Raw genomic sequence first — 26,810 nt, forward strand, 5'->3', positions numbered from 1 at the left:
CGTAGCTCTTTTAACATCTCTATAGCAAGATTGAGTTTGGTTTGTTTTTCATTATCCTGGTCTTTTTTAACCCAGAAACGCCACAACATAGGATATTCAAGGCCGTTTTTTAAGACAGCTAGAGTCGATACAAGATTAATGCACCATACATGTCGCTTATCTGAACTATCAAAAAGCCAACAGAGAAAGGGGATTTTTTTACCATAAGGATGTTCAATTTTAGTATCGTCTAAGGCAATTATATCACCGTCGGTCAACCGGGTCTCTGTACGTTCCTGCAGTCTAGAAATTCTACCAATAGAGAACTGAAGCCACTGAAAAGGCTTAGACAGGAACCGGCTAAAAGCACTCTGCGAGATTAATTGCCCGGAAAGAAGCTGTTTTAAGAAAGGGGCATCCGCTGAAAACTTAGCATTTTGATTTGCAGAGCTCGCATTACTTACCAGACCACAGATGTAGGCAAAAGCCAAAAGCCATGTTGGAACCCCGGAGTGCTTACGGATTCCTGTTTGAGAAAAGAGCAAAGAAAGATCAAACAAATCCCAGATGGTCTTAAGTACTGGAATCCCGGCACCTTGACCGTGGTCCTTCTCTTTGAAAGTTGGTTTACACAGTTTTTTCATTTGCATCACCCATATCGTTAGGGCATGGTAAATAATACCATCCATTTCGATTATGGGGACATTTTGCAATTGTCAAGTGTTTTTGGGATTATCTGGTTGCATTTTGAAAATATTTTTGGATTATGCTTTGGTGTTATTTTCCATCAACTGCATAAGTCCTGTAAATAATTTGTAATGTAATAACCATTTTGACTAATAAGAAATGTTTAATAAATAAGGCGTAGAGTCTTTTAAAGAAATCTAAAGGTGAAAAATTGGGGCGCATCTTCTAGTCAAGTGGCAGCGCGCCTGACTGGCAGTCAGGAGGTCATGGGTTCAAGTCCCATTATCTCCACCAAATTTTGTAAATTAGCTGAGGTCGATATAATTCGGCCTCAGTTTTTTATTATAGAACGAGTACTCATTTTTTGTGTTTGGCGGGAGTATCCCATAAACTCCATGTCTTCAGCGTAAACTTTCTGGAATTGTGTTAAGTGCTTTATCTTTTAATCCTGCTTTTTTGTAAGCTGTTCCTAAAGCATATCTAAATACCATCATATCCTGGTCCATTTTTCTAGCTCTAGTAGGACCTTTTTCCAAAGCTTCAATTGCTAAATCTGGTTTATCTATCTCTACAAAACAACTACCAATAAGGGAGATAATCTGAACATTTTCTTTTAATTCTTCTGGTAAAGATTGAAGGATTGGCAGTGCCTCTCTGGGTTTTTCAGAGGCTAACAGGCTAATGGCATAATCAATTTTTGTTGCATAGTCATCTGGGTTAACTTCAAATATATTCAGATATAGCTTTTCTTGTATTAAAGAAATAATGAACAATAACCTGGTTGTTAAGTTTATCAATTTCAAACACAAGCTTGAATTGACCCTGTATTAAGTAGTAGAAAAGATCACCTTTCTTAGCTTTTAAGGCACCAAACCCAGGATTATGTTTTAAAGTCTGGGTAAGATGGAAATCGAGTTCAACTGCGACTTTTTCAGCAAAAGTTTCATTCTTTTGGGACCAAAAGTCGAGCTCTGTAAAAATTTCTAGACTTACTTTAGAAGGAACAATTACATTATACATCTGTCGGTTCTCCCTTTTTAAGGTAAGTTTCCTTGAGCTCATTGAGTAGGTTAGTGTTATCATTTTTAATATATCTACTTAATTGTTTAGAAAGATCTGTTCCAGACTGGAAGTGGCCTTTTGCAATATCCATTTTGTTTTCTGAAAGTCGTTTATAAAGCTGTAACTCCATTTCTTTTTCTTGAAACAATTCAATACTCATAACAATCAAGTCACCTTCACCATTTTTAGTTAAGACAATTGGTTCATGATTTTGTTTTGCAAAGTCAGCAATCTTCGAGTACTTATTTCTTAAATCGGCACTTGGAATGATTCTATACATATTAACATCAACCTTTCAGGTCAGTTTATATCATAATTATATCACAATTATATCGTAAGTAAAATGAGAAAAGCATTTAAAATCATAACTGAGGTGGATTTAATCGGCCTCAGTTTTTTATTATGACATTGATGATGAGGTATGGAATAATGTAGGTGGAGTCTCCTTAATAAATTCTATTTTTTGGTAATAATTCCAATAGTGCAACGTGATATACAAATCTTTTTATCATGCTCATCTACAATCTCAATCTGCCATACCATTGTTGATTTTCCTCTATGTATTGGTGTAGCTATTGCCTTAACAATACCACTTTTTTTACTTGATAGGTGGTTAGCATTAATTTCTATTCCAAAGGCTGTTTGTGTTTCAGGATCTACATTTAAATATGCCCCAATACTTGCTGCAGATTCTGCTAGAACAACAGATGCACCTCCGTGAAGCAAACCCATTGGCTGCCTGGTTTTAGGACCAACAGGCATACTTAATACAACACGCTCAGGATTGAGATCGACAATTTTTATATCTAATGTTTCAAGAATTGTATTTTCTAAATTCATGTGTTTCCCCACTTATCTTTTTAAATTAGTGTAAGACAAATGCTATGTCTTGTCAATTTTCTTCAATACCCAATCTACCATACCCAATCTGCCAGGCAGCCAATTGCCTGCAAGAAGTTCTACTTTATTTGCAGTTCTACTTTATTTGCTTCCCTCTGATCTATGAATATGATATAATACAAAAATGAACAGCGGTTCATTTTTTGTGCCTATGGAGTGATTAATGTGCTTACATCCAGGCTTGATGAATTACATATTAGCTCTGTTTCACAACCATTATTGATTAGTCATATAAAACAGATAGAATATATAGATCCCCTTTTATTTTTTGCAGCTGGGAGGGATTCCTTTTTAGGTCAAAGAATCTTCTGGTCACATCCTTCAAGAAATCTTTATCTTATTGGGATAGGGCATGCATACATAATAGATGTGCCATCCAAGGAACGGCGATTTAATTATATAAAAAACAAGTGGCAGTACTTATTAAAACAAAGCATTGTTCATTCTGATTCTTCCTGGTCAACTAATTGTACAGGACCAATTTTGTTAGGAGGATTTTCATTTGACCCATATAAGCCTAAAACAGGTTTATGGAAAGGTTATCCAGAGGGGAAAATGGTATTGCCCATCTTCATGCTTACAGTTTTCAATGGACGAGCATGGTTGACATCCAATATCATGATTAATCAAGGTGGTCATCTTGATACAAAAACTACCTGGCTGGAAGAACAAGAGCATTTATTATTAAAAAATCAAAAGAAACTCTGTCCCTTGCAAAATCTGATATTATCCACATTGGAGATTAATCCGGAGCAATGGATGAATTCAGTTGCAAAGGCTGCAAAGGATATTAAAAAAGGTTTACTAGATAAGGTGGTATTGGCTAGAGAACTAAGGATTAAAATGAAGAGTACTGTTCAGGTGGAAAATGTGCTTGCGCGTTTGCTTGAAGAACAGCTTTCAAGTTATATCTTTGCCATTGAAAGTGAAGATAATTGCTTTATTGGAGCATCACCAGAATTACTAGTTCAAAAGCAAAGGGATGAGTTTTTAACCATGTGCTTGGCGGGAACTATAGCTCGCGGCTCATCAATAGAAGAGGATGAGTATCTGGGAAATAAGCTGTTAAATGATAAAAAGAATTTGCATGAACATGCAATTGTTGTGGAAATGATTAAAAAAGCAATGCAAGATGGATGTGCAGAAGCAGCAGTACCAGAAAAGCCAGCTCTTTATAAAGGGCGGGATGTCCAACATTTATTCACACCTATAGTTGGTCAAGCTTTGAATAATGTATCACTATTGGATATGGTTGAGAAGCTTCATCCTACTCCGGCATTAGGAGGCTATCCTCGAAATAAGGCATTAAAAGAGATACGAGAACAAGAGCTTCTTGATCGTGGATGGTATGGTGCTCCTGTTGGTTGGATGGATGGAAAAGGTGATGGTGAGTTTGCTGTTGCAATTCGCTCGGGTTTGATTCGAGATGATTTGGTTTCCTTGTTTGCTGGATGTGGTATTGTTGGAGATTCTAATCCTAAAAATGAATATCAAGAAACACAAATGAAATTTAATCCAATGCTATCAGCTTTAAGGGGATGAGGATGTGACAATTGATGAAGCGATGACACTTTATGTGGCATCTTTTGTTGATGAATTAGCCAGACTAGAGGTTAAAGATGTTGTAATCAGCCCCGGTTCCCGCTCTGCTCCCATGGCAATCTTAATGGCAGAGCATCCAAAAATAAATGTATGGATGCAGGTAGATGAACGTTCTGCTGGTTTCTTTGGATTAGGAATAGCAAAAGCTAAAGGGCAGCCGGCAGCTGTACTTTGTACATCAGGAACAGCAGCAGCAAACTATCTTCCTGCTGTTGTTGAAGCCCACTATGCTCGTGTTCCTCTTTTAGTACTTACTGCAGACCGACCCCATGAATTACGGGATGTTGGAGCTCCCCAGGCCATTGACCAGGTTGGTTTATTTGGCAGGCATGTGAAATGGTTTGTTGATCTAGCCCTTCCTGAAGATACAAATATCATGCTGAATTATGTTCGTACAGCTGCAGGAAGAGCCGTGGCCATGGCTTCCCTGGCTCCTGCGGGGCCTGTCCATTTAAACTTTCCCTTTAGAGAACCCCTTATTCCTGATTTATCAATAGCAAATCTGTGGGATAGGGGGCGACCTGGAGGACAATGTTATGTTCAGGTTCCGGATAGCAAAAGACACCTTGAACCTGTCTATACACAAAGACTGGCAGAGGATTTACAGGGAACTGAAAAGGGATTGATTGTGTGCGGACCCAATGATTGCCCTCAGCTGTCTGCTGAAATCACCCGGTTAGCAGCTGTATTGAAGTATCCAATTTTAGCTGATCCATTGTCACAGCTGCGGAGTGGTTCCCATTCAAAGGAGTGGGTATGTGACAGCTATGATGCGTTTTTACGAAATGGGAAAGTAAAAGCACAGCTAAAGCCTGAGGTTATTATTCGTTTTGGAGCAATGCCAATTTCTAAAGCATTTTTATTATATCTGCAGGCTAACCCGCAAGCTCGTCAAATCATCATGGATAGCCCCGGTGGTTGGATTGAACCAACACTTATGGCTTCTGATATGCTTTATACTGATCCGGTAGATTTTTGCCGTATGCTTTTAAGAACTCTTAGAAAAAGGGGCGAGCCCACAGGGTGGAGTAAAAAATGGCAGGAGCTTAACAAGACAGCTCAAAACTACATGCAAACAAGGGGACGTGGGGATATTTTATTTGAAGGACAGGTAATAATTGAACTGCAAAAACACCTGCCGGATAATGCCACTTTATTTGTTGGTAACAGCATGCCAGTTCGTGATGTGGATACATTTTTTGCTGCAGATTATAAGAATATATATATAATGGCAAATCGAGGAGCTAATGGAATCGATGGAGTAATTTCTAGTGCTTTGGGAGCTGGTGTTATCAGATCACCACTAGTGCTTGTTATTGGCGATTTATCCTTTTTTCATGATTTGAACGGTTTGCTTTTCACTAAGCTATATGATCTAAATATAACAATCATTGTTATAAATAATGATGGCGGAGGTATTTTTTCATTTCTGCCCCAGGCAAATAATAAAGATTGTTTTGAAATGTTATTTGGCACCCCAATTGGATTGGATTATGAACATATAGTCAAAATGTATGGAGGCTCCTTTACGCGTATCTCCAACTGGGGGGAATTTCGTGAAAAAATAACCAAATGTGCTTTATCCAAAGGTCTTTCAGTAATAGAAATACCATCAAACAGGGACGAAAATGCTAGAATACATAAAAAACTCTGGCAGTCTCTTTCTGATGTTATTGATACAATGTTCCAAGATGAAGATAAACAAAAGGGAGTGTGAATAATGGCTGTTAAGTGGATGAGAGAAGGTAGCTATGAAGATATTATCTATGAAACGTATAATGGAATTGCAAAAATTACTATTAATCGACCTGAGGTACGCAATGCCTTTCGACCTAAAACAGTAACGGAATTGATTGATGCCTTTACATATGCACGTGATGATGCTCATATTGGAGTTATTATCCTGGCAGGTGCAGGGGTTGATGCCTTTTGTTCCGGTGGAGATCAAAAAGTACGTGGACATGGGGGTTATGTGGGAGATGATAAAATACCACGTTTAAATGTTTTAGATTTACAGCGCTTGATACGTGTAATCCCAAAACCTGTAGTTGCAATGGTTTCCGGTTATGCCATTGGTGGGGGCCATGTTTTACACATTGTCTGTGATTTAACCATTGCCGCTGATAATGCTGTGTTTGGACAAACAGGCCCCAGGGTAGGAAGCTTTGATGCCGGATATGGTGCCGGTTATCTTGCTAGAATTGTTGGACATAAGAAAGCTCGGGAAATCTGGTATTTGTGCCGTCAATATTCTGCCCAGGAGGCGCTGGAAATGGGTTTAGTTAATACTGTTGTACCCCTTGAAAGACTTGAAGAGGAAACGGTGAAATGGTGTGAAGAAATGCTGGAAAATTCTCCAACTGCCCTGCGTTTTTTAAAGGCTTCCTTTAATGCTGATACAGATGGGTTAGCTGGACTACAGCAGTTGGCTGGAGATGCAACTTTGCTTTTTTATACAACAGATGAAGCTAAAGAAGGACGGGATGCATTTAAAGAAAAACGCAGACCTGAATTCAAGAAATTTCCTCGTTTTCCATAAAGGTTAAGCAAAAACTTTTGCTTTTAAACAGCTTGATAAAAACCCTCATCAAGCTGTTTTTGTACGTAGATATTTTTATAGTGAAAGGAGTATTGTCTGATGAGTAGCGAAAAAATGCCTAACTGGCTGCATAAACGATCAGAGCTTACTCCAGAAAGGATTGCCCTGCGGAGTGAAGATGAACAATATACTTTTGCCCAGTTAAATGAAGGCTCAAAAAAAATGGCCCAAAGATTAGCTCAATTAGGTGTAAAGGAAAATGATCATGTTGCACTATTAATGAACAATAATATTTGTACTGTAGAAATAATCCATGGATTGGAGTATCTTGGGGCTGTAATGGTTTTGCTTAATACTCGCCTAACTTCATTTGAATTAACCTGGCAATTGAAGGACTCAAAAACTACATTCCTTATTTATGATGGAGATTATGAGGAAACGGTTGCAGTAGTTGTTTTAGGAAATCAAGCCCTGCAGGTGGCAGCAGTGGATCAGCTCCTGGCACTAAAGGGAAAAGATGCTCCATTAAAATATGAAATTGCTTTAGAACAGTTACATACGATTATTTATACATCAGGTACAACAGGTAATCCCAAGGGCGTTATGTTAACATATGGAAACCACTGGTGGAGTGCTGTAGCCTCTGCCTTAAATCTTGGTTTGCATAATAACGACTGTTGGCTGCTTTGTGTACCTGTTTTTCATGTTAGCGGTTTATCTATTTTGATGAGAAGTGTTATTTATGGTATCAGCGTTGATATTCATGAAGCTTTTGACCCGGCAAAGGTAAATAAGGCTATTAAACATAATCAGATATCAATTATTTCTGTAGTTGGTGTTATGTTAACCAGGATGCTAGGCGAACTGATTGATTTATCTTATCCAGGTACATTGCGCTGTGTTTTATTGGGGGGAGGCTCAGTGCCACAATCATTACTTCAGCAAAGTAAAAAAGGCAATATCCCAGTATTCCAGACATATGGAATGACTGAAACTGCTTCTCAGATAGCAACACTTGGCCCAGATTACTTAACATCAAAGCTGGGTTCGGCAGGAAAGGCCTTGTTTCCAGCACAGCTCAAAATTATTAAAGATGAAAAAGAGCAAGGAACTGGGGAAGTTGGTGAAATTGTGGTCAAGGGCCCGAATGTAACCAAGGGCTACTACGGAAATCAGCAGGAAACAAGCAAAACTATTAAAGACGGCTGGCTTTATACTGGTGACATGGGCTATAAAGATGAGGATGGTTTTTTATACGTACTTGACAGGCGAAGTGACCTGATAATATCAGGTGGTGAAAATGTATATCCGGCTGAAATTGAATCTGTTATTCTCATGCATCCGGCTGTTGAGGATGCGGGCGTTGCAGGCAGATATGATGAGAAATGGGGGAAGGCTGCAGTGGCCTTTGTAAAGGTCAAAGGGAATCAAAAGGTGACTGAAGAAGAACTCAGGGAGTTTTGCCGCATGAAACTTGCTGGATACAAGGTGCCTGCAGCTTTTAACTTCGTTGACGAGCTGCCTCGGAATGCAGCAAATAAATTATTACGCAGAAAGCTATGGAAATAATTTAAATCACTACATTTTAACTGCATAAATATTTTATAATAAGTATTGCTAAATGATAATCAATATCATATAATAATAATTATCAATGACGGTTAAAAAATAAGTATCTGTAAATGGTTCGCTGATAGGCTATGAATAAAATGAAAAATGGACAAATAAATATTCATTTAAAATAAAGGAGTAGGTTTAATTTGCAGGATATAAACCAAGGAAGGATACTTGTTTTAGAAGAGTTATTTATTAAGACAAAGATAATCTTTGTTATGGCCGGGTTATTTTTTGTGAATTATCTGGATGATACTCAAATTGATGAATCTAGCTATTTCAAAAAAGTGCTGATCTTTACTTTAATAGTGTATTTTATTGAAGGAGTTATTTACATTTATCAAACACAAATCAAATCAATCCCAGAAAAATTTCAGCCTCATTTTATTACTATTTTGACTGATGCCACCTTAGTTAGTCTGATGTTTTTTACTGCAATAGAGATGCAAATAAACCTGTACCCTTTATTTATAATCTACGTCGTCGTAGAAACCCTTCGCTTTCCTAAAATTCATTCGGCAGTTTTTGCCTTCATTGCCTCTATTTTATATGCAGGGATAGTATTATTAACCAGCGGCATTGAGGCTGTTTTGCAAGGAGATATTTTAATTAATATAACATTTTTGTATTTTTTTGCTCTAGTCATAGCTGCAGTCATCAGGGACATTAACTCGTTAGTAAAACAGGTCAGCTTTGTCCAGCAGGAGCTTGAGGAGAAAAACAACTATTTAAAAGATATCTCCCAGCAGGACCAGATGACAGGATTGCTTAATCATCAAGCTTTTTTTGAAACTCTAAGCCAGTTAAGAAAAAGAAAAAACCGAGACCAGCAAAATTTTTGCCTGGCATTGCTAGATATTGACAACTTCAAGAAAATTAATGACACTTACGGTCATTTGGCTGGGGATTATATTTTAACTGGGGTGGCTGAAGTTATCAAAAATATAATCAGAAAAACAGATCTAGCTGCCCGGTATGGAGGAGAAGAGTTTGCAGTAGTAATGACTGATACTAATCTTCAAGAAGGGGTAAAAATATGTGAAAGGATTAGGAAAGAAATTGCAGAAAGACCTTTTGACATTGATGGACAGACGGTTTTCATTACTATCAGCGGGGGCATCAGCACAAGTAATTTGTTTGCAGGAGATGAAGATTGCCAGTTTGTCGGGGCAGTTGATTCTCTGCTTTATCATGCCAAGCGAACAGGTAAAAATAAAATAGTCGCAGAGATGAGCCAGGTTTAAAAAATTGGAGGTGAGGAAAATGATGCCTCTATCATTGCTTAGAATCGGTGATAAGGTGGTTTTAAAGGAGATAACGGCAGACCATGGTGTAAAAAAGGCACTGTTAGACAGAGGATTAATTAGAGGAACTACGTTGAAGGTGTTGGCCAGTGACACAAATGGATCTTATATTTTGTATTTTGGGGGTACAAGATTAGCTGTTGATAAAGAATTAGCCAAATTTATCCTGGTGGAATCTTATCAGGGGGGAAAATTTGATGAAAAAACTAGATGAGGCCAAGCCTGGCGAAGAATTGACAATAGAAAAAATAATGCTTAAAGATAAAACTAAATATCGGTTAATGTCCATGGGTGTTACTCCAGGCACCTCTGTAAAAGTGGAAAAAATTGCTCCATTGGGCGATCCTATTGAAATCAAGGTCAGGGGATATTTATTGTCATTGCGTAAAAAAGAAGCTAGCCAGATTCTAGTCATGGAACGGGAGAGGATCATAACATGAATTCTCTTACTGTTGCTCTTGCTGGTAATCCTAATGTAGGCAAATCTGTTCTTTTTAATAGCTTGACGGGGGCCAGACAACATGTGGCTAATTGGCCTGGGGTTACCATAGAAAAAAAGTATGGTTTACATAGTTTGAAGGATAAAAATATAACAGTAAAGGTAGTGGATTTGCCAGGAATATACAGTTTGTCATCCTACTCCATGGAAGAAGTAGTAACTAGAGATTTTATTACTAAAGAGAGCCCGGATATTTTGATCAATGTAGTAGATGCGTCAAATATTGAGCGTAACCTCTATTTGACGATGCAGTTGTTAGAACTCAACAAACCAATGATAATAGCACTCAATATGATTGACGTTGCTCAAAAGCAGGGTATAGTAATAGATATAGCTGAACTGGAAAAAAAATTAGGCGTACCGGTTATACCTATCGTAGCTATCAAAGGAATAGGAATTGAAGACCTGATGAGCAAGGCTGTTGTCCCAACAGCAAAAAGGAATGAAAACAAAGAAAAACTACAGCTGAATTATGACCAGCACATTGAAGAAAAAATTGAAACTATTATCCATGAATTAGATAGTTATCCTGATTTAGTCAAGGATTGTCAAAAGCGTTGGCTGGCGATAAGGCTTCTTGAAGGTGACAATATTATTCTGGATAAGCTGAAAGAAATAAATTATAGATCTGTTTTACAAAAATTAAATGATATTAACCTGGAAGGCAGCCTGCTGTCTGAAATAGTAGAAAACAGGTACAAACTTATAGCTAACTTAATAGAGGAAGCAGTAGTCAAAACAACAGAGGAGCATCTTACTTTAACGGATAAAATTGACAGAGTAGTACTCAATCGGGTTTTAGGTATTCCCATATTTCTTTTGTTAATGTGGATAGTTTTTTTGCTGACCTTTGACTTGGCTGGAAATCCACTGGTAGGTCTAATTGATGATTTATTTGTTACCAGCTTTATTCCTAGTGTTACCCAGTTATTAAATAAATGGCAGTTATCCCCCATGTTGATTTCGATAGTTTCGGAAGGAATTATTGGGGGTGTAGGCAGTGTCTTAATATTTGTGCCCCAAATATTTATTTTATTCTTTTTTATTGCTTTTTTGGAAGACAGTGGTTATATGGCCAGGGCTGCGTTTATCATGGATCGAGTGATGCGGCGGATTGGCCTAAATGGTAAAGCATTTATTCCAATGCTATTAGGATTTGGTTGCTCTGTTCCGGCAATAATGACTGCCAGAACATTAGAAAATGAAAATGACCGGAAAGTGACAATTCTTTTAACCCCATTCATGTCCTGCAGTGCCAGGCTGCCGGTTTATTTGGTTTTTGTGACGGTATTTTTCCCCACGCGGGAAAGTGGTATAATCTTTTCCTTGTACTTACTTGGGATTGCTGTGGCTGTTGGATTGGGATTAATCTTAAAGCTAACGACTTTTAAAAGTGATTATGTGCCATTTATTCTGGAACTCCCCCCCTATCGGATCCCAACGTTAACAACAATACTATTGCGCATGTGGGATAGAGGAAAAATATTTTTAATAAAAGCAGGAACAATTATTTTCGGCATGTCAGTAATAATTTGGTGGTTATCCAACTTTTCCTTGGCAGGAAGCAGCCAGTTGGAGGACAGCTTTCTGGCAAGTATCGGTAAAATAGTGGCTCCGGTTTTCGCTCCTTTAGGATTTGATAGCTGGCAGGCTGCTGTGGCAATTTTAAGCGGATTTTTAGCTAAAGAAGTTGTAATCACTACTATGGCTGTCATTTATGGGATAGGCGATCTAGCTGCTTCCAGTCAAGAAGTTTATTTTCATAGCGTAATAAGTTCTTTCTTTACACCTCTGTCTGCTTACAGTTTTATGGTATTTGTGCTCTTGTATACTCCATGCATTGCTACATTAGCTACTATTAAAAGGGAAACGGGTTCTTATAAGTGGACAATTTTTGCCATGGCCGTCCAGTTCGTGCTGGCCTGGGTTGTTGCCTTTTTAATATATCAGGCTGGACTGCTGCTAAATTTTAAACTGTGATAAAAGCCAGGTAGTTTTAAAAATGGTTTTGTCAACAGAGCATGCCCTTGGCTTTAGCTAATTATATATTTCATGGAGGTAACTGGATGAATTTCATTAGCGGGATAATAATAGCAGGGTTATTCATTTATAGTGTTTTTATAATAATGAGGCACGTGAAAAAAAGTCTTTCCGGCAGTGGATGCGGTTGTAGTTGCAGCAGCAATTTGCGTCATGGAAATAGTAATCACTCATGCACTGGTGCCGGGGATTGTCAATGTAAAGAAAAAAAGTAACAGGAGATGGTTACCATTTTACAGGCTGCATTTGAGCAACAAGAGATAGAGCAGCTGCGCAGGCAAATTACGCTATTAAACAATAAATTGCAGGAACAGTCTTTTTTGGTTAAAATGACCAATATCTTAATTAAAGGACATGACCTGGAGACTACGATTAAAAGCATTTTGCAGCTGGCAATGGATATCACCGGCAGTGAAGCAGGTTGCCTGTATATAGCAGATCAGAACATAAGTCAATTAAAGATAGTCGAGGTAAATGGCGAAATTTCCGATGCTTTAGTAGAAGCTCTTAGTAGGCTAAGTCAATTGCTAACAAATGAAGAATTACATAAAATTGTAGAAATAACACAAGACAACTCCCTCTTTGAATATTTTGCCAAATTCGATAATAAGTTGATTTCACTGATCAATGTTCCATTATTGACCGCTGATAATAATGTTATTGGTTATGCAGTGGTAATGCATCGTCATGAAGCAGTACATAACCATCCAAATATTTATTCTTCAAAAGATTTAAAGCATTTAACCTTATTTGCTCACCAGGCAGCCTTGTTATTAGATAATACTAGGCTGAAAATAGAGCAGGGCAAAAAGGAGACATATATTAAAACAATTGCCAGCTTGGTTTCTGCTATTGATGAAAAAGATATCTATACCCAAAATCATTCCCAGCGAGTAGCCAAAATTACAGTAGAGTTTTCTAAAGCCATGGGCCTGCTAGACGATATTGTTGAAAAGCTTCACTATGGAGCTCTCTTACACGATATCGGGAAAATAGGAGTACCGGACAGCATTCTTAATAAACCGACCTCATTAAATAATGGGGAATTTGACGTTGTGAAAGAACATCCGGTAAAAGGAGTAAGAATATTAGCACCAATGGAGCTGGATAGTATTGTTCTGGATATTATTAAATATCATCATGAACGATTTGATGGCCGGGGTTATCCAAATGGGCTGAAAGGAGAGAAAATTCCTCTTGCCGCCAGAATAGTTAGTATTGTGGATGCCTGGGATGCCATGAATAGTGACCGGGCATACCGGAGCAGGCTGTCACAGGAACAAATATTAACTGAGTTGGAAAAGGGAAAGGGAACCCAGTTTGATCCCTTTTTAGCCGGGGAATTTATCATCCTGCTGACAAAAAATTTTTTTAATTAACTTCAAGTAAGAATTAGAAAATATTTAAAACCAGAAAAAACAGGAGAGGCCTTGATGTCTCTCCTGTTGAGGTTCTATTAGTGGATTTTGATTATTGAATGTCTGCATCTGGTACATCTTCTCCAGTGAGCTCACGATAGGATTGCTGCAGCAGCTGAACTACGAAAATCGGATTGTGCAGTCCAAGGCTGCCATCCTGGGCAACTAGAGTATGATTGTAAGCAGCTTGGTACACTTCATTAGGAACCTGGATTTCATTACCTGCTCCATTAGTAAATTTTATCACACCGCCACCTGCCTCAAAGGATCCTCCATTAATGGCTTCGGAAATGGCTTCCTCAAGCAAAGACAGTAATCCTGCAACCTCATCCTGAAAGCCCTTAGCATCTCCATCACCATCATAATCAGCACCAGCTTCTAGATTAACATCAGTTATACCTCTATGGCAATCACCACAGGCTGCTTCAGCATTATCAACTGCAAAGGTGTGAGAGGCCCAACCAGCATCAGTAGGCGTCATGTGACAGGAAACACAAGAATTGTCAACCTGGTTATGGGGTGATTCCTCCTGGTAGTCAAAATTTGCAGCACGTATACCACCTGTTCCAGTAAATACACCTGCTTGACTGCTTGGATGGGGGGCTGCTCTGCGTTCATCATTAATGTCTGGTGCCCGTCTTTCATTGTGACATGCTAGACACTGTGCTCCCGTACCTGCCTCAACATTTTCCTGGGTAGGAATACTTACAGTTCCGGCCTGAAGAAGCTCATTGCCACGACCTGTATGACAGGCTCTACAATCAGTGGCAACATGAAAATCTCTTTCCAGCTGGGCAACCTCTGTTAACTGCTGGGCAAATGCCCCACCGTCATGACATGCCACACAACCATCCCTTTCAGCGGCATAAAGGGTTATATTGGAGTGGCCGGATTCAACCCACTGTGTAACCAACTCAGTAATGTCTATCTCCTGAGCTTCCTGAGGTTGGGGAGCTGGTTCCTGGGGTGCAGGCTCTTGTGCTGGAGGGCATCCAACTGAGAGCAGAGAAAACAGAAATAGAATTAGACTTAGTACTATTGGTTTTATTTTCTTATGTAACAAATTTAAACACCTCCTTTGATAGGGTATTATTTGAAAAGGTATTATTAGTAGTTTGGTTATTTTTAAAAAGTTTATGTGTTTTTCAAATATTTTTTTGTTGCATTAATAGAAAGGCTAAAGTATAATTAAATAGATAATGAAAATCATTATCATTTAAAACAGAAGCAGGAGGTGCTACATAGTTAGGTAAATGATATTTCATAAAATGAAACTTTACAGCAGCTTATGGAAAATATCAAAAATTAAAGGGGGTATTTGTTTTGCTAAAACAAACAAAACTTGGAGTTTTAATAATAATTGCTTTTATAACAATAGGTTTACTAGCTGGTTGTGGGTCTAATCAAGGCAAGGACTCACAAGGAAGTTCAAATAATGGTCAGGAATTAAATAATGGGAAAGCTACTGGAGAACTGGTTGTCTACTCTTCTCGTAATGAAAGGTTCGTCCAAAGCCTTCTTGATAAGTTTGAAAGTGAAACAGGCATAAAAGTGATTGCACTACACGGGGCCAATCCACTGCAAATAGTAGAAGAGGCCAACAATGTACGTGCAGATATATTTATCTCAAATGATCTTGGGGCTTTGGGTTATCTGCATATGCAGGGCTTATTGCAGGGATCAAATCCTAAAGGCATAGAAACTATTCCTGAATTGTTCAGGGCTGATGATAATTCATATTTTGCCATATCTGTTAGAGCTAGAGGATTTATTTATAATAAAGATTTAATTTCAGAAGAGGAAATGCCAAAAAGCATTGAAGATCTCTTTGAGCCAAAGTGGACCCAGGTTAAGAATGGATATGCCATTACCCGTGGTGGCAATAGTGGTATGATTGGCCATGTTTCTGCACTTCGTTATGAGTGGGGTGATGAAAAAGCTGCCAGGTGGATTGCTGCCATAAGAGAAAATGCGGCAGGAATTTATCAAGGTCATGGTGAAATACGCAGGGCAGTAGGTGCAGGTGAGCATGCTTTTGGCCTTGTGAACAACTATTATTTTCATCAACAATTATTAGAACCTGAAAATAATAATGTGGGTTTTATTTATGTGGATCAGGGTGATAATCAAATGGGTGTTGTTGCAAATGCAGCTGGTGTAGGTCTAGTAAAGGGAGGACCTAATGGAGACAACGCTATAGCCTTTCTTGAATGGCTGCTGTTACCTGAAAACCAGGTGGCTTTTGTAGGGGAATCACTAGAACTTCTAATCAATTCACAATTTGGTGCAGTGTATCCGCCAGAAGTTGAACCACATATAGTTGACTTTAAAGATTTGAAGGTTCAGGATATGCCAATTAAAGAGCTTGGGCAGTTTTTTGAAGATACAAGGGCTCTAATTGAAGCATCTGGTCTTGATCTTGATTTGAAATAGTTTTTTTGGAATTTGCTTGTTTGGGAGAGGGCACTATGAGAAAAAATTCTAACAGGATGACACAAATGACACAATTAAATAATAATCCACCTGCCCAGGTTGGGGAAAAATTTTCCCCAGCCATTTTCCATTTTTTTAAAAGCAAATGGCTGAACATATGGAACGGTAATCCTCCAGGTTCACTCCTGCTTCTTTTTGGGCTGTGTATAGCACTGATAATGTCAATACCAATTATTTATGTAATGTGGCGCTCAATTTTTGCAGGTATGGACCGTTGGATGCGGCTGCTTGATGAGAGAATTCCCCAGCTATTATGGAATACAGTTTCTGTTACTTTTGCAGTTACTGTTTGTGCAGTGATAATTGGAGTATCTTTGGCATGGATAGTTACTCGTACTGATTTGCCAGGACGAAGGGTGCTTAGATGGTTGCTGGCGCTGCCCCTGGTTATACCACCTTATGTTGGTGCTGTGGCATATATTATGATAATTGGAAGAAGTGGTTGGGTACGCGATATTTGGCAGGATACACCTTGGCTTGTAAATTTATTTGGAGATTACCCAATAAATATATATTCCTTTTGGGGAGTATTTTTTATTCTTACCATGTTTACTTATCCATATGTGTATTTGATTGTAAGTGCTTCTTTAAAAAAAATGAATTCCAACTTTGAAGAAGCTGCTCGCTCTCTTGGAATGACTGCTTGGCAAATTTTTTGGAAAGTGAACCTGCCCTTATTACGTCCAGCAATGGGAGCAGGAGCCGTTTTAGTTTCCCTATATGTTCTGTCAGACTTTGGTGCAGTTGCAGCCCTTAGATATGTAACGTTTACGGCAGCAATTTATTTTCAAAGGCAGGGCTTTGATACAGCTGCTGCATCTGTACTTAGTCTAGTGCTTATTTTATTGACTATTGTAATATTGTGGATAGAAGGATTTACCCGAAAAAGAAACAAGTATTATCAAACGTCAAACAGCTACAGGGAACCAGCCATTTTGAAGCTGGGAAGGTGGAAAACCCTGGCACTTATATATGTAGGTCTGATATTTTTTATTTCTGTATTGCTGCCAATTAGTGTCCTTGTTTACTGGTCAAAAATTGGTATCAGCATGGGAGCCCTTGACCATAGATTTTTTGGTTTCGCATTAAACAGCTTAAAAGTATCTGGTTTTGCAGCTTTACTCTGTATGATGTTTTCCATGCCTGTTGTTTACCTGAAGGCTCGTTATCCATCAGTTATTTCAACTCTTATTGATAGGTTAAGCTATGCAGGGTATGCACTCCCTGGAGTGATTGTTGCCCTTGGCTTTATTTTTATATTTAACAATCATATACCCATGCTTTATGGGACCTTTTATATGGTAGCAGTAGCCTTTGTAGTTCGTTTTTTGCCGCAAGCCATGCAGGCAGGAGAAGCCTCATTAAGCCTTATATCACCAAGAATTGATGAAGCAGCCCGCAGCCTGGGGTATCCTCCCTGGAAGGTAATGTTTAAGGTGATTTTACCCAATATGCTGCCGGGAGTCCTTGCTGGGGGAGCACTGGTTTTTGTTAGCTCTATAAAAGAGCTTCCAGTTTCACTTATGCTGCGTCCTCCAGGTTTTGATACATTAGCAGTCCGTATTTGGTTTGAAGCTCATGATGCAATCTATCATCTGGCAGCACCAGCTGCCCTGTTGATTATTATTGTTTCCATAATTCCCTTGCGCTACATGTTAAGCAAATATTAAGGTGGTGAGAATATTGTTTGATATTGAAATAAATTCAGTAACAAAAACTTATCCAGGTGCTAATGAACCTGCGGTCAATAACCTTACTCTAGCAGTGGAAAAGGGATCAATTGTTACCCTACTTGGACCTAGTGGATGCGGTAAATCAACAACCCTTCGTCTAATTGCTGGTTTTGAAAGGGCTGACTCAGGCAGCATAACCCTTGGAGGAAGGGTTGTAAGTGACAATAATACGTGGATTCCACCAGAGAAGCGAGGAGTGGGTATGGTGTTCCAGGACTATGCATTATTTCCTCATCTAGATGTTTATAAAAATATAGGTTTTGGATACAAGGGGAAGGATTATCATGCCAGGATAATGGAGGTTATTGAATTAGTTAACCTGAAGGGATTTGAAAAGCGTTATCCCAATGAGCTATCAGGTGGTCAGCAGCAAAGGGTAGCCCTGGCCAGGGCCCTGACACGCAGGCCGGTTGTCATTTTGTTAGATGAGCCATTTAGCAACCTGGATGCAGATTTACGAGTGCAGATGAGACTGGAGGTAAAACGTATCATTAAAGAAGCTGAAGCCACCGCTGTTTTTGTTTCCCATGATCAAAAAGACGCCCTGGCTATTTCTGATAGGATTGTGGTCATGAAGGACGGGGTAGTGCAGCAGCACGGAACACCCAGAGAAATCTACCAGTTTCCAGAAAATAAATTTGTTGCCACCTTTGTAGGTCAAACCAACATTCTTGAGGGTAAGATAGGCAGGGATGGCAGATCAGTAGAAACTGAATTAGGCAATATACCCTGCAATCATACCCATAACCATGAACCTGGGGAGTTGGTATTTATTTCTGTAAGACCAGATAGCCTGGAGATGGATACCCAGGGAAATATAGTTGGTCAAATCAAACAGTCTACCTATACAGGTGATTCAATTGATGCTGTGATAGAAGTGGAACTGGCAAATAAAAAAAAGCGCAAGCTTCTGGCACACATTCACCCTGAAAAGGTAGTCAGTCCTGGGGATAGGGTCAGCTTCAAGGTCTTGCCGGATTTTGTGGCTGTAATAAAGCATCTTAACTCCTCAATTCAATAAATAGAATTTATTGAATTAAGCAAGATAATTATAGATTGGATTTTTTATTAAAATTTTGCAAAAACCATTAAAAAAGAGTACAATAATTCCATTCTAAGTAATTAATAGTGAAAGGGTGACAAGATGTCAAAAAATCCAATAGTTACAATGGAAATGGAAAATGGGAATGTTATTAAGATTGAGCTTTATCCTGACGAGGCTCCCAATACTGTAAGAAACTTTGTGTCTTTGATAAATAAGGGCTTTTATGATGGAGTTACTTTCCATAGGGTAATACCTGGCTTTATGGTGCAGGGAGGCTGCCCGGAAGGCTCAGGTATGGGCGGACCTGGCTATTCCATAAAGGGAGAGTTTAATAAGAACAGCTTTCCCAATGACCTGGCACATGACAGGGGAGTTATTTCCATGGCAAGAACCATGGCCCCCAACTCTGCCGGCTCTCAGTTTTTCATAATGGTACAGAAATCCCCACATTTAGATGGGGATTATGCTGCCTTTGGAAAGGTTATTGAAGGAATGGAAGAGGTTGACAGGATAGTAAATGTTAATCGGGATTATAGAGATAAGCCTGAAGAAGATCAGCGAATTGCTAGAGTTACTGTAGATACCTTTGGGGTAGAATATGAGGAACCGCAGAAAATGTAATGGATACTTCAAGCACACCTATTTAAAGCTAATAGGTGTCTTGTTTTACCATTTTATTTTCATGTCTAATGAAAGAAGGAGTACTTTTGAAGTCCAAAGAAATTACTATAGACCAATTACAACAGTTTAAAGATTTTGTAAAAATAGATGTCCGTTCACCAGGTGAGTTTGTTGATGGAACAATTCCTGGAGCGTTTAATATTCCCTTATTAGATGATGCCGAGAGGGCACAAGTTGGAACGGTTTACAAGCAAATCTGTACAGAAAAAGCAAAAAGCATGGGGTATGACATTGTTAAGCCCAAGCTGCCGGGCATCTTTAGTCACATTCAGAGCCTCTCAGAAAACAACAGAAAAGTTGTCTTATTCTGCTGGCGCGGAGGCATGAGAAGCCAGCGCCTGGTTGACTACTGCAGTGAACATGGACTGGAGGTTTCATACCTTTCTGGAGGCTACAGAGCTTACAGGAGGCTTGTTTATTCATTTCTTAATGATTTTGAAAAAATTCCTGAAATGGTTGTTTTAATGGGCTTAACAGGTGTTGGAAAAACAAAACTGCTGTCTTTACTGGCCCAAAATGGTGTGCCCGTAATAGACATTGAAAAGGCTGCAAATAATCGTGGTTCGGTTTTTGGTCAGATTCATGGGGGAAGTCAGCCGACTCAAAAAAACTTTGAGGCCATGCTCTATGAAAATTTTAGGAGTAATGACTGGGGCTTCTCAATTATAGAGTGTGAAAGTAAAAGAATAGGAAAAATCTATCTTCCAGATATGATTTATCATAAGATGAAGACAGGCCTAAAAATTCACCTTTATGCAGACTTTGATAAGCGGGTAGAAAGACTATTAGAGGATTATGCAGGCTTTCCTGAGGACAAGCTTATTGATGCAATACTGCATTTAAAAAAGGCCCTTGGTCAGGAAAAAATTAACAACCTTATTGAACTAGTTAGAAATAAAAAGTTCCACGAGGTTGTGGCAGCCCTCTTAAGGGATTACTATGATCCATTATATGGGTATCCACGGGGACAAGCAAATACTTATGACATCTCAATCAATTGTAACAACCTTAATATTGCTGCTGGGGAAATAAGAGACTTCTTGTCATTTAGATATGGGTATGCGTAATGTTAGAGGAAAACATTTTAATTTTTTGGGGGGAATAATGTGGACTTAAAAAGTTTTTTAGAAAAAAAAGAAACGGTCCTTTTAGATGGTGCCATGGGTACCCAATTGATTAGTAAGGGGATACAGCCTGGAGGAACGCCAAATATTGCCTGCCCTGAAGTCATTAGAGATATTCATAGGGAGTATATCCAGGCAGGAAGTGATATTGTAACCACAAACACTTTTATACTAAATAGAATTTATTTAGCGACCCATAACATAAATATTGACAGTGCTGAAGCTAACAGGGCAGGTGTAAGGATTGCTAAAAGTATTTCTAAAGAAGGCGGCTATGTTTTAGGAAATATAGGGCTAACTGGTCAACTATTGGAACCTTATGGAGCTTATAGGGAGGAACAGTTTTACAATGCTTTTAAGGAACAGGCTGAGATACTTGCTGAGAATGGGGTTGACGGTTTTATCATTGAAACTCAAAGTGATTTGAGGGAAGCCCTTTGTGCTCTTAAGGCCTGCAAAAGCATCTCAGAACTGCCTGTAATTGTATCATTTACCTTTTCAAAGAACCCCAGGGGATTTGTTACCATGATGGGTAACTTCCTTGAAGACTGTGTTGAAAAGACAATCCATGAGGGAGCAGATTTAGTGGGGGCTAATTGTGGTGAACTAGACCCCCTTGAAATGGCTGAGGTTGTATCTGCTATAAAGTCCATATCTAAAGTACCCATAGTTATTCAGCCAAATGCAGGCAAGCCAAAGTTAGTAGATAACAAAACAATATATGACATGACACCAGAAGCATTTGCAGAGGATATCAAAAAATGTATTGAGGCAGGAGCAAAACTAGTGGGCGGCTGCTGTGGAACCACCCCGGAACATATACACGGGGTTAAAAAGCTTATAGATTCTTTAAAAGAATAACACAACCAGATAAAGGGGAAATTAAAATAAGTATCTTATAAGGTAATGGGGTAATTAAATTGAGGGTTAGCAAAAAACTACCCATTGCTGTGGGGGGCTTAGCTGTCCTTTCAGGACTTTACTTAAAAAGATTATTTGCCATGAAATTATCTGTTGGTGAGAAAATTGCCCTCTACAATGGCGAAAAAATATTAAATACTTATAAAAATATACTTGCTTTTAGTGCCCACCCTGACGATTTGGAATTCTTTGCTGGAGGAACCCTGGCTTTATTAACAGGCAGGGGGTATAGAGTAACTGTAGTGGATATAACAGATGGCGAAAAGGGTGTGAGACGCAAAAACCTTGCCCCTGTTAGAAGAAATGAGCAAAGGAATGCTTCCAGGGCTTTAAAAATATCTGAACTTGAGTTTCTTCATTTTCCAGATTTAAAGCTGGCAGAAAGTGAACTGCTAACACCTGTCATAGAAAGGATTATTGCCAAAATTGAACCGGATGTGGTATTTACCTTTGATTATAGGTATCCAATTCGGGCAATAAGGCATCCAGATCATATTGCTGTGGGAAAGGTTGTTACTGAGGCTGCTAAAGGTATAAAAGGCAAACTGCCTGAAATAGTTTATTATGCTTCACGGAGACCTAACAGTATCATTGATATTTCTGACGCTATTGAGAAAAAAGTTAGAGCTGTAAGGTGTCATAAAAGTCAACTTAGATTTAGTCATAGGGTATATGACCTTTTAATAAAACTGTTTGCAAGATATTCTGCCAAAAAAACTGTTTTAAAACATGCTGAAACATTTCGAATAGAGTAAAAATATTAATAGGTTCTGGATAAATAACAGGGCCTTTTTTTATTTCAATTTTTCTAAATCATTCAGGATAGATAGGATATTATGAACCCTTATAACTGCCATAAGAAATATGTACAAGGGGAATTTGGAATATGGATGAAATATATATTTATTAAATTTAAGCAATTAGGAGGTTAGGCCTTTGAGTCAAGATTCCAAATTAAAAAGAAGCGGTATTTCTGAACTATGGAGGAAAGAGGACTGGTGGGCAGTATGGTTAGGAGTTGTTATAATGGCTGGTGCACTGGTTAGTATTCTGACCGAACCTGCACTTCCAAAAAGATGGGGACGTGAGGGTGTTGAATCAATCCTTGCTTCTGTTCCAGGGGATATTGTTTCAGGGATCCTTTTGACTGGAGTAATATGTTTAGCAGTGTTTTCCTTATCAATCTGGTTTACTAAAAGAGAGATCTTTGGCAAGTTTGTGGCAGCTTTTCCAGTAATATTTATTTTAGCTATAGTTGCCTATATTTTAGGAAATTATGCTCCATGGAGACACTATGGGTTTAATGATGTGATCTGGGCACTTGTCATTGGCTTGCTTATCAGCAATACCATAAAGACCCCCATATTTTTAAGAGGGGCCATGCATACAGAGCTTTACATTAAGACAGGATTAGTGCTACTGGGTGCTTCAATCTTGTTTGACCGTATGCTGGCATTGGGACTCATGGGGCTGGGAGTTGCATGGGTGGTAACTCCAATAGTGGTAATCTTCATGTACTGGTTTTCCCAGAGGTTTTTAAAAATGCAGGAAAACAGGGGGTTGGCTATTACCATTGCAGCATCAACCTCAGTATGTGGCGTGTCGGCTGCAATAGCAGCCGGGGCAGCTTCCAAGGCTAGAAAAGAAGAAATATCCCTGGCCATTTCAGTTACATTGATATTTACTGTATTGATGATGATAGGAATGCCAGCCCTGGTTAGATTATTGAATATTGATCCCATTGTTGGCGGTGCTTGGCTAGGCGGGACCATAGACTCTACAGGCGCAGTAGTTGCAGCCGGGGCCATGCTGGGGGATAATGCCATGGAAGTTGCTTCAGTAATTAAGATGGTGCAAAACATTATGGTGGGCATTATTGCCTTTGGAATTGCAATATTTTGGGTTGTAGTCTATGAGAAAAGATCACTAGGTGAAACAAGTGTGGGTCCAAAGGAAATCTGGATTCGCATGCCCAAGTTTATTCTAGGTTTTATCGGTGCATCCATTGTTTTTTCTTTGTTTATTCCAGAGGCTCTAGTGGAAACATCACTAGAAGCAATTGATGGGTATAGAGGCTTCTTCTTTACTTTAGCTTTTGTCAGTATTGGCCTGGAATCTAACTTTGGTGAAATGGCTAAAATGGTAAAGGGTGGAAAACCCTTAACCTTATACCTTATTGGCCAGTCATTCAATGTTATTTTAACTCTAATTGCTGCATATATTTTCTTTAGTGGTTATTTCTTTAAACTTCCCTTTTAATTATTGGTTGGACTTCAATGAGGTGATGGAGATGAACATATGAATAATCACAATCAAGAAGATAATCATGAGCTGCCTACATGGATAAAAATAATAAACTTAATGTTATTTATAGTTATACTAGGGGGAGCCTTGTTTATCATTTCTACTGACAAGGGTAAGTTTACCGGGCAAACCAGTGGAGCTGGTGACATCTGGTGGGCTGATATTCCAGCCATTGATGAAGCATATAAAGAATTGAAAAAACGTACAAATACTGAATAAAAAAGATGAGAGGCTCTGGTAGATTATACCAGGCTTCTTGTTTTTTTCGTAAGGCTTCCGCTGCTTCAAAAAAGATTTAGCAAAAATCAAGTTTCTTTTTATATTCATCTATAAATATTTTTAATAGATTATATAATTTAAACTGTGTTATTATTTAAATAATCTACCCAGGCTATGGAGGTCTTTCAGTGATTAAAAAAAATGATTTCCTAGTTCGTTTAACCGCTCAAGAGAAAGAAATATATAAAGACATAGCATTTAAGTTGAATTTCCAGAAAAATAATATTATTTTTGCTAATGGTGACCAGCCTGACTATGTATATTTAATTGAAAGTGGGTTGGTAAAAATCTATCGATTAAACAGCGATGGTGACGCTATTACAGTGGCAATTAGACATTCTGGTGAATTATTTGGCCTGGCAGAAGCCGTACTTGACGAACCGCGAAAATGCTTTGCCCAGGCTATTGATAACGCCTCTCTGTTGGCTGTAAAAAATAATGATTGGAAAACTATATTAAAAACAATGCCTGAGCTTTCACTTAAAGTCAACAGAATGCTGGCCCTTAGGTTAAGAAGAGCTGAAGAGATTATATACGACTTAATTACTTATAATGTATCCGGCCGCCTGGCCAGTCTATTATTACATTTACAAGACCAATGCGGATGCCAGACAATTGATGGTATAGTGCTAAATATCAAGCTTACTCACAGTGAAATAGCTGCAATTATAGGTTCCACAAGGCAAAGTGTTACCCAAATACTTAATGAGTTTAAGGATGAGGGAGTAATAAAGATTAATGACAAAAAAATAATCGTAACCAACAAAAATAAGCTGCAATCAAAAATATATTAACCCCTTTTGGGGTTTATTTTTTACACAAAATGTCATCCAGCTGACCTAGATAGTGTCATGTAAATGACTATGGTTTTGCAATTATAAAGACCATAATACTGCAAGATACCTGACCGCCCCATGCCTAATACTCCCCTATAATATTAACAAATGCAATAGGCACTATAAGGGGATATTATAGGAAGGGGGGCACGTGGCTGTAAAATAAATACTTGTCGGTAGGTCATTACAAATTTTAAAGGAGGAATATGGGTGAGTTCTGAGTCTAATACTTCGACAGTAACAGAAAATACTCTAGTTAACCAGGGTGTATTAAGCAGCTTGACACCTGAAGAAAAGAAAAAATGTATTAGTCTATTAATTGCTACTGCAATAATGCTTGGTTTCCATTATGGCCCTGCAATACCTGGTTTAGAACCTAATGGTCAGTCAATTTTAGGTATTTTTTTCTGGTTCATGATTGTTTTAATAACAAACAGCTTGCATGGCTTTGTTGTAGGTTTTGCATCCCCAGTACTAATAATAATGCTTACAGACTTAAAAATAGGAGAAGCTTTTAATGCCTTTACAGGTGATGCCTTTTTCCTGGCAATTGGAGCATTCACTTTTGCTGCCATTATGACGGCAACTCCACTGGGTAAAAGGATTACAGTATGGATAACCGATTTATTTAGATCAGTAAGGGTTCCCAGAATCTTTTTTGGCTTATCAGCAGCAGACTTTGCAATAAGTGGTTTCTTGCCCACAGTTGCTGAAACTGGCCTGATGCTTCCCCTGGCAAAGGGCTTTAGCTCTCTAACAAAGGATAAGGAACATCTTCCTGAGGTGCAAAGAATGAACAAGGGGTTATTTCTCTTGGTAGTTGGACTTATGCCCTTGTTTACAAGTCTATTAATCTTAACTGCCCACTTCCCAAATATATTATGGGCTGGCTATATGGGGGAAATTGGTTATACAATAACCTGGACAGACTGGCTGGTGCTTAACCTTCCCTTATGGGGTTTGATGCCTGTAGTATTTATATATGTAGTTTCATATTACAAATTGTGGAAGGTTGAGATACCAGGAGCAGCAGATGAAATGCCTAGACTTAAAAAGGAATTAGGTAAAATTACCTGGCCAGAAAAGTGGGCTTTAATATCCCTTGGTATATGTCTTTTTCTGTGGGTTACTGAAAAGTACCTTCATAATATTGGAACAGGTATGGTAGCCTTAATACTGTTGGTCTTGATTTTTCTGCCCTTTAGTAAAATTAAGTTCAAGGAAATCTCTCCTCATATCATGTGGGATGTATGGATTCTTCTTGGAGGAGCTATTTCCCTGGGAACAGCACTTTTTAGATCAGGAGCAGTTGATTGGATGGTACGCTTAATTCTTAACCCTGTAGAGCACATTATAATTGGCCTACCTGCAATTCTGATTTTAATAGTGGTGGTTTTCGTTATCCAGATCCCAAGGGCAGGAATTGTGAGTGCTGCAGCCATGGGTGCAATGTTCATACCGTTAACAATGAGCTTGGGACCTGAGCTTGGTTTTAATGTTTTACCTTTCTCTTTAATTGTTACTAACTGCTTAAGCTATGCATTTTTGCTGCCCATGTCAATTACAGCCTTCTTTATAGCATGGGGAGCATCGGGTATGTCCATGGGAGAAGTAATAAAATTTGGAGTGCCCTTAACAATAATTTGTAATGTTTATACAATAGTAACCATGGCAATTTGGCTGCCATTAATAGGATATCCATTAATGATGTAACAGTATAATGGCCAGTAGCCATTATAAATGAAAGGAG

At 38.6% G+C, this 26,810-nt stretch carries 25 protein-coding genes and 1 pseudogene; 20 read left to right on the forward strand and 6 right to left on the reverse strand.

What is annotated here, in order from left to right:
* The 5 genes and pseudogenes from K364_RS27430 to K364_RS0120985 all read right to left on the reverse strand — a co-directional run.
* Positions 1-623 (reverse strand): annotated as a pseudogene (locus K364_RS27430) (hypothetical protein); the annotation flags it as partial.
* A 444-nt stretch (positions 624-1,067) separates the two neighbouring features.
* The gene (locus tag K364_RS25125; protein ID WP_028309622.1) at positions 1,068-1,439 is read right to left on the reverse strand and encodes a tetratricopeptide repeat protein; all 372 of its coding nucleotides are present in this window, start codon (positions 1,437-1,439) and stop codon (positions 1,068-1,070) included.
* Complete coding sequence (locus tag K364_RS0120975) at positions 1,390-1,686, reverse strand: hypothetical protein (RefSeq protein ID WP_028309623.1); 297 nt, start codon at positions 1,684-1,686, stop codon at positions 1,390-1,392. Before K364_RS0120975 ends, K364_RS25125 begins: the two co-directional genes overlap by 50 nt.
* Entirely contained in the window at positions 1,679-2,008 is a 330-nt protein-coding gene (locus K364_RS25910) for a type II toxin-antitoxin system Phd/YefM family antitoxin (protein WP_051534293.1), read from the reverse strand. Before K364_RS25910 ends, K364_RS0120975 begins: the two co-directional genes overlap by 8 nt.
* A gap of 176 nt (positions 2,009-2,184) precedes the next feature.
* On the reverse strand, positions 2,185-2,568 hold the full coding sequence (locus K364_RS0120985) for a hotdog fold thioesterase (RefSeq protein WP_028309626.1): 384 nt from the start codon (positions 2,566-2,568) through the stop codon (positions 2,185-2,187).
* A 225-nt stretch (positions 2,569-2,793) separates the two neighbouring features.
* Between K364_RS0120985 and K364_RS0120990 the strand changes: the two genes are divergently transcribed.
* The 9 genes from K364_RS0120990 (at position 2,794) to K364_RS25920 (ending at position 13,605) form a co-directional block, all read left to right on the forward strand.
* Positions 2,794-4,170 (forward strand): isochorismate synthase, encoded by a 1,377-nt coding sequence (locus tag K364_RS0120990; RefSeq protein ID WP_051534294.1) that lies wholly within the window; start codon positions 2,794-2,796, stop codon positions 4,168-4,170.
* Between the two features lie 22 nt (positions 4,171-4,192).
* A complete protein-coding gene (gene menD, locus K364_RS0120995) occupies positions 4,193-5,947 on the forward strand; it encodes a 2-succinyl-5-enolpyruvyl-6-hydroxy-3-cyclohexene-1-carboxylic-acid synthase (protein WP_277995635.1) in 1,755 nt (584 codons plus the stop codon).
* Positions 5,948-5,950: 3 nt separating this feature from the next.
* Complete coding sequence (gene menB, locus K364_RS0121000) at positions 5,951-6,769, forward strand: 1,4-dihydroxy-2-naphthoyl-CoA synthase (protein ID WP_028309629.1); 819 nt, start codon at positions 5,951-5,953, stop codon at positions 6,767-6,769.
* A gap of 99 nt (positions 6,770-6,868) precedes the next feature.
* On the forward strand, positions 6,869-8,338 hold the full coding sequence (locus K364_RS0121005) for an o-succinylbenzoate--CoA ligase (protein ID WP_028309630.1): 1,470 nt from the start codon (positions 6,869-6,871) through the stop codon (positions 8,336-8,338).
* Between the two features lie 191 nt (positions 8,339-8,529).
* Positions 8,530-9,627, forward strand: coding sequence for a GGDEF domain-containing protein (locus K364_RS25915; protein ID WP_051534295.1), 1,098 nt, complete (start codon positions 8,530-8,532; stop codon positions 9,625-9,627).
* 19 nt (positions 9,628-9,646) lie between these two features.
* A complete protein-coding gene (locus K364_RS0121015) occupies positions 9,647-9,901 on the forward strand; it encodes a FeoA family protein (RefSeq protein ID WP_028309631.1) in 255 nt (84 codons plus the stop codon).
* The gene (locus tag K364_RS0121020; RefSeq protein WP_028309632.1) at positions 9,885-10,127 is read left to right on the forward strand and encodes a FeoA family protein; all 243 of its coding nucleotides are present in this window, start codon (positions 9,885-9,887) and stop codon (positions 10,125-10,127) included. Before K364_RS0121015 ends, K364_RS0121020 begins: the two co-directional genes overlap by 17 nt.
* Positions 10,124-12,166, forward strand: coding sequence for a ferrous iron transport protein B (feoB, locus tag K364_RS0121025; protein ID WP_028309633.1), 2,043 nt, complete (start codon positions 10,124-10,126; stop codon positions 12,164-12,166). Before K364_RS0121020 ends, feoB begins: the two co-directional genes overlap by 4 nt.
* Positions 12,167-12,447: 281 nt before the next feature.
* Positions 12,448-13,605 carry an HD-GYP domain-containing protein gene (locus tag K364_RS25920; protein WP_051534296.1) on the forward strand — a complete coding sequence of 386 codons (1,158 nt, stop codon included), beginning with the start codon at positions 12,448-12,450 and terminating at the stop codon, positions 13,603-13,605.
* A 91-nt stretch (positions 13,606-13,696) separates the two neighbouring features.
* Here K364_RS25920 and K364_RS0121035 read toward each other — a convergent pair whose 3' ends face one another.
* Positions 13,697-14,707 (reverse strand): ammonia-forming cytochrome c nitrite reductase subunit c552, encoded by a 1,011-nt coding sequence (locus tag K364_RS0121035; protein WP_028309634.1) that lies wholly within the window; start codon positions 14,705-14,707, stop codon positions 13,697-13,699.
* Positions 14,708-14,967: 260 nt separating this feature from the next.
* Between K364_RS0121035 and K364_RS0121040 the strand changes: the two genes are divergently transcribed.
* From K364_RS0121040 to K364_RS0121090, 11 genes are all read left to right on the forward strand, one after another.
* On the forward strand, positions 14,968-16,077 hold the full coding sequence (locus K364_RS0121040; RefSeq protein WP_028309635.1) for an extracellular solute-binding protein: 1,110 nt from the start codon (positions 14,968-14,970) through the stop codon (positions 16,075-16,077).
* 35 nt (positions 16,078-16,112) lie between these two features.
* Positions 16,113-17,807 carry an ABC transporter permease gene (locus K364_RS0121045; RefSeq protein ID WP_051534297.1) on the forward strand — a complete coding sequence of 565 codons (1,695 nt, stop codon included), beginning with the start codon at positions 16,113-16,115 and terminating at the stop codon, positions 17,805-17,807.
* A gap of 13 nt (positions 17,808-17,820) precedes the next feature.
* Positions 17,821-18,891: an ABC transporter ATP-binding protein gene (locus K364_RS0121050; RefSeq protein ID WP_035270609.1), complete on the forward strand. Its 1,071-nt coding sequence runs from the start codon at positions 17,821-17,823 to the stop codon at positions 18,889-18,891.
* Between the two features lie 123 nt (positions 18,892-19,014).
* Positions 19,015-19,536, forward strand: coding sequence for a peptidylprolyl isomerase (locus K364_RS0121055; protein WP_028309638.1), 522 nt, complete (start codon positions 19,015-19,017; stop codon positions 19,534-19,536).
* Positions 19,537-19,622: 86 nt separating this feature from the next.
* Positions 19,623-20,663, forward strand: a complete 1,041-nt coding sequence (mnmH, locus tag K364_RS0121060; protein ID WP_051534298.1) for a tRNA 2-selenouridine(34) synthase MnmH — start codon at positions 19,623-19,625, stop codon at positions 20,661-20,663.
* 39 nt (positions 20,664-20,702) lie between these two features.
* Positions 20,703-21,581: a homocysteine S-methyltransferase family protein gene (locus tag K364_RS0121065; protein ID WP_028309640.1), complete on the forward strand. Its 879-nt coding sequence runs from the start codon at positions 20,703-20,705 to the stop codon at positions 21,579-21,581.
* A gap of 59 nt (positions 21,582-21,640) precedes the next feature.
* Complete coding sequence (locus K364_RS25925) at positions 21,641-22,396, forward strand: PIG-L deacetylase family protein (protein WP_051534299.1); 756 nt, start codon at positions 21,641-21,643, stop codon at positions 22,394-22,396.
* A gap of 181 nt (positions 22,397-22,577) precedes the next feature.
* Positions 22,578-23,900 (forward strand): YeiH family protein, encoded by a 1,323-nt coding sequence (locus tag K364_RS0121075; protein WP_028309641.1) that lies wholly within the window; start codon positions 22,578-22,580, stop codon positions 23,898-23,900.
* Between the two features lie 39 nt (positions 23,901-23,939).
* Positions 23,940-24,164: a hypothetical protein gene (locus K364_RS0121080; RefSeq protein ID WP_028309642.1), complete on the forward strand. Its 225-nt coding sequence runs from the start codon at positions 23,940-23,942 to the stop codon at positions 24,162-24,164.
* Between the two features lie 188 nt (positions 24,165-24,352).
* Positions 24,353-25,018 (forward strand): Crp/Fnr family transcriptional regulator, encoded by a 666-nt coding sequence (locus K364_RS0121085; RefSeq protein WP_028309643.1) that lies wholly within the window; start codon positions 24,353-24,355, stop codon positions 25,016-25,018.
* Between the two features lie 252 nt (positions 25,019-25,270).
* Positions 25,271-26,773, forward strand: coding sequence for an SLC13 family permease (locus K364_RS0121090; protein ID WP_028309644.1), 1,503 nt, complete (start codon positions 25,271-25,273; stop codon positions 26,771-26,773).
* The last annotated feature ends 37 nt before the right edge of the window (positions 26,774-26,810 follow it).

This window comes from Desulfitibacter alkalitolerans DSM 16504, from assembly GCF_000620305.1.
Taxonomy (GTDB): Bacteria; Bacillota; DSM-16504; order Desulfitibacterales; family Desulfitibacteraceae; genus Desulfitibacter; species Desulfitibacter alkalitolerans.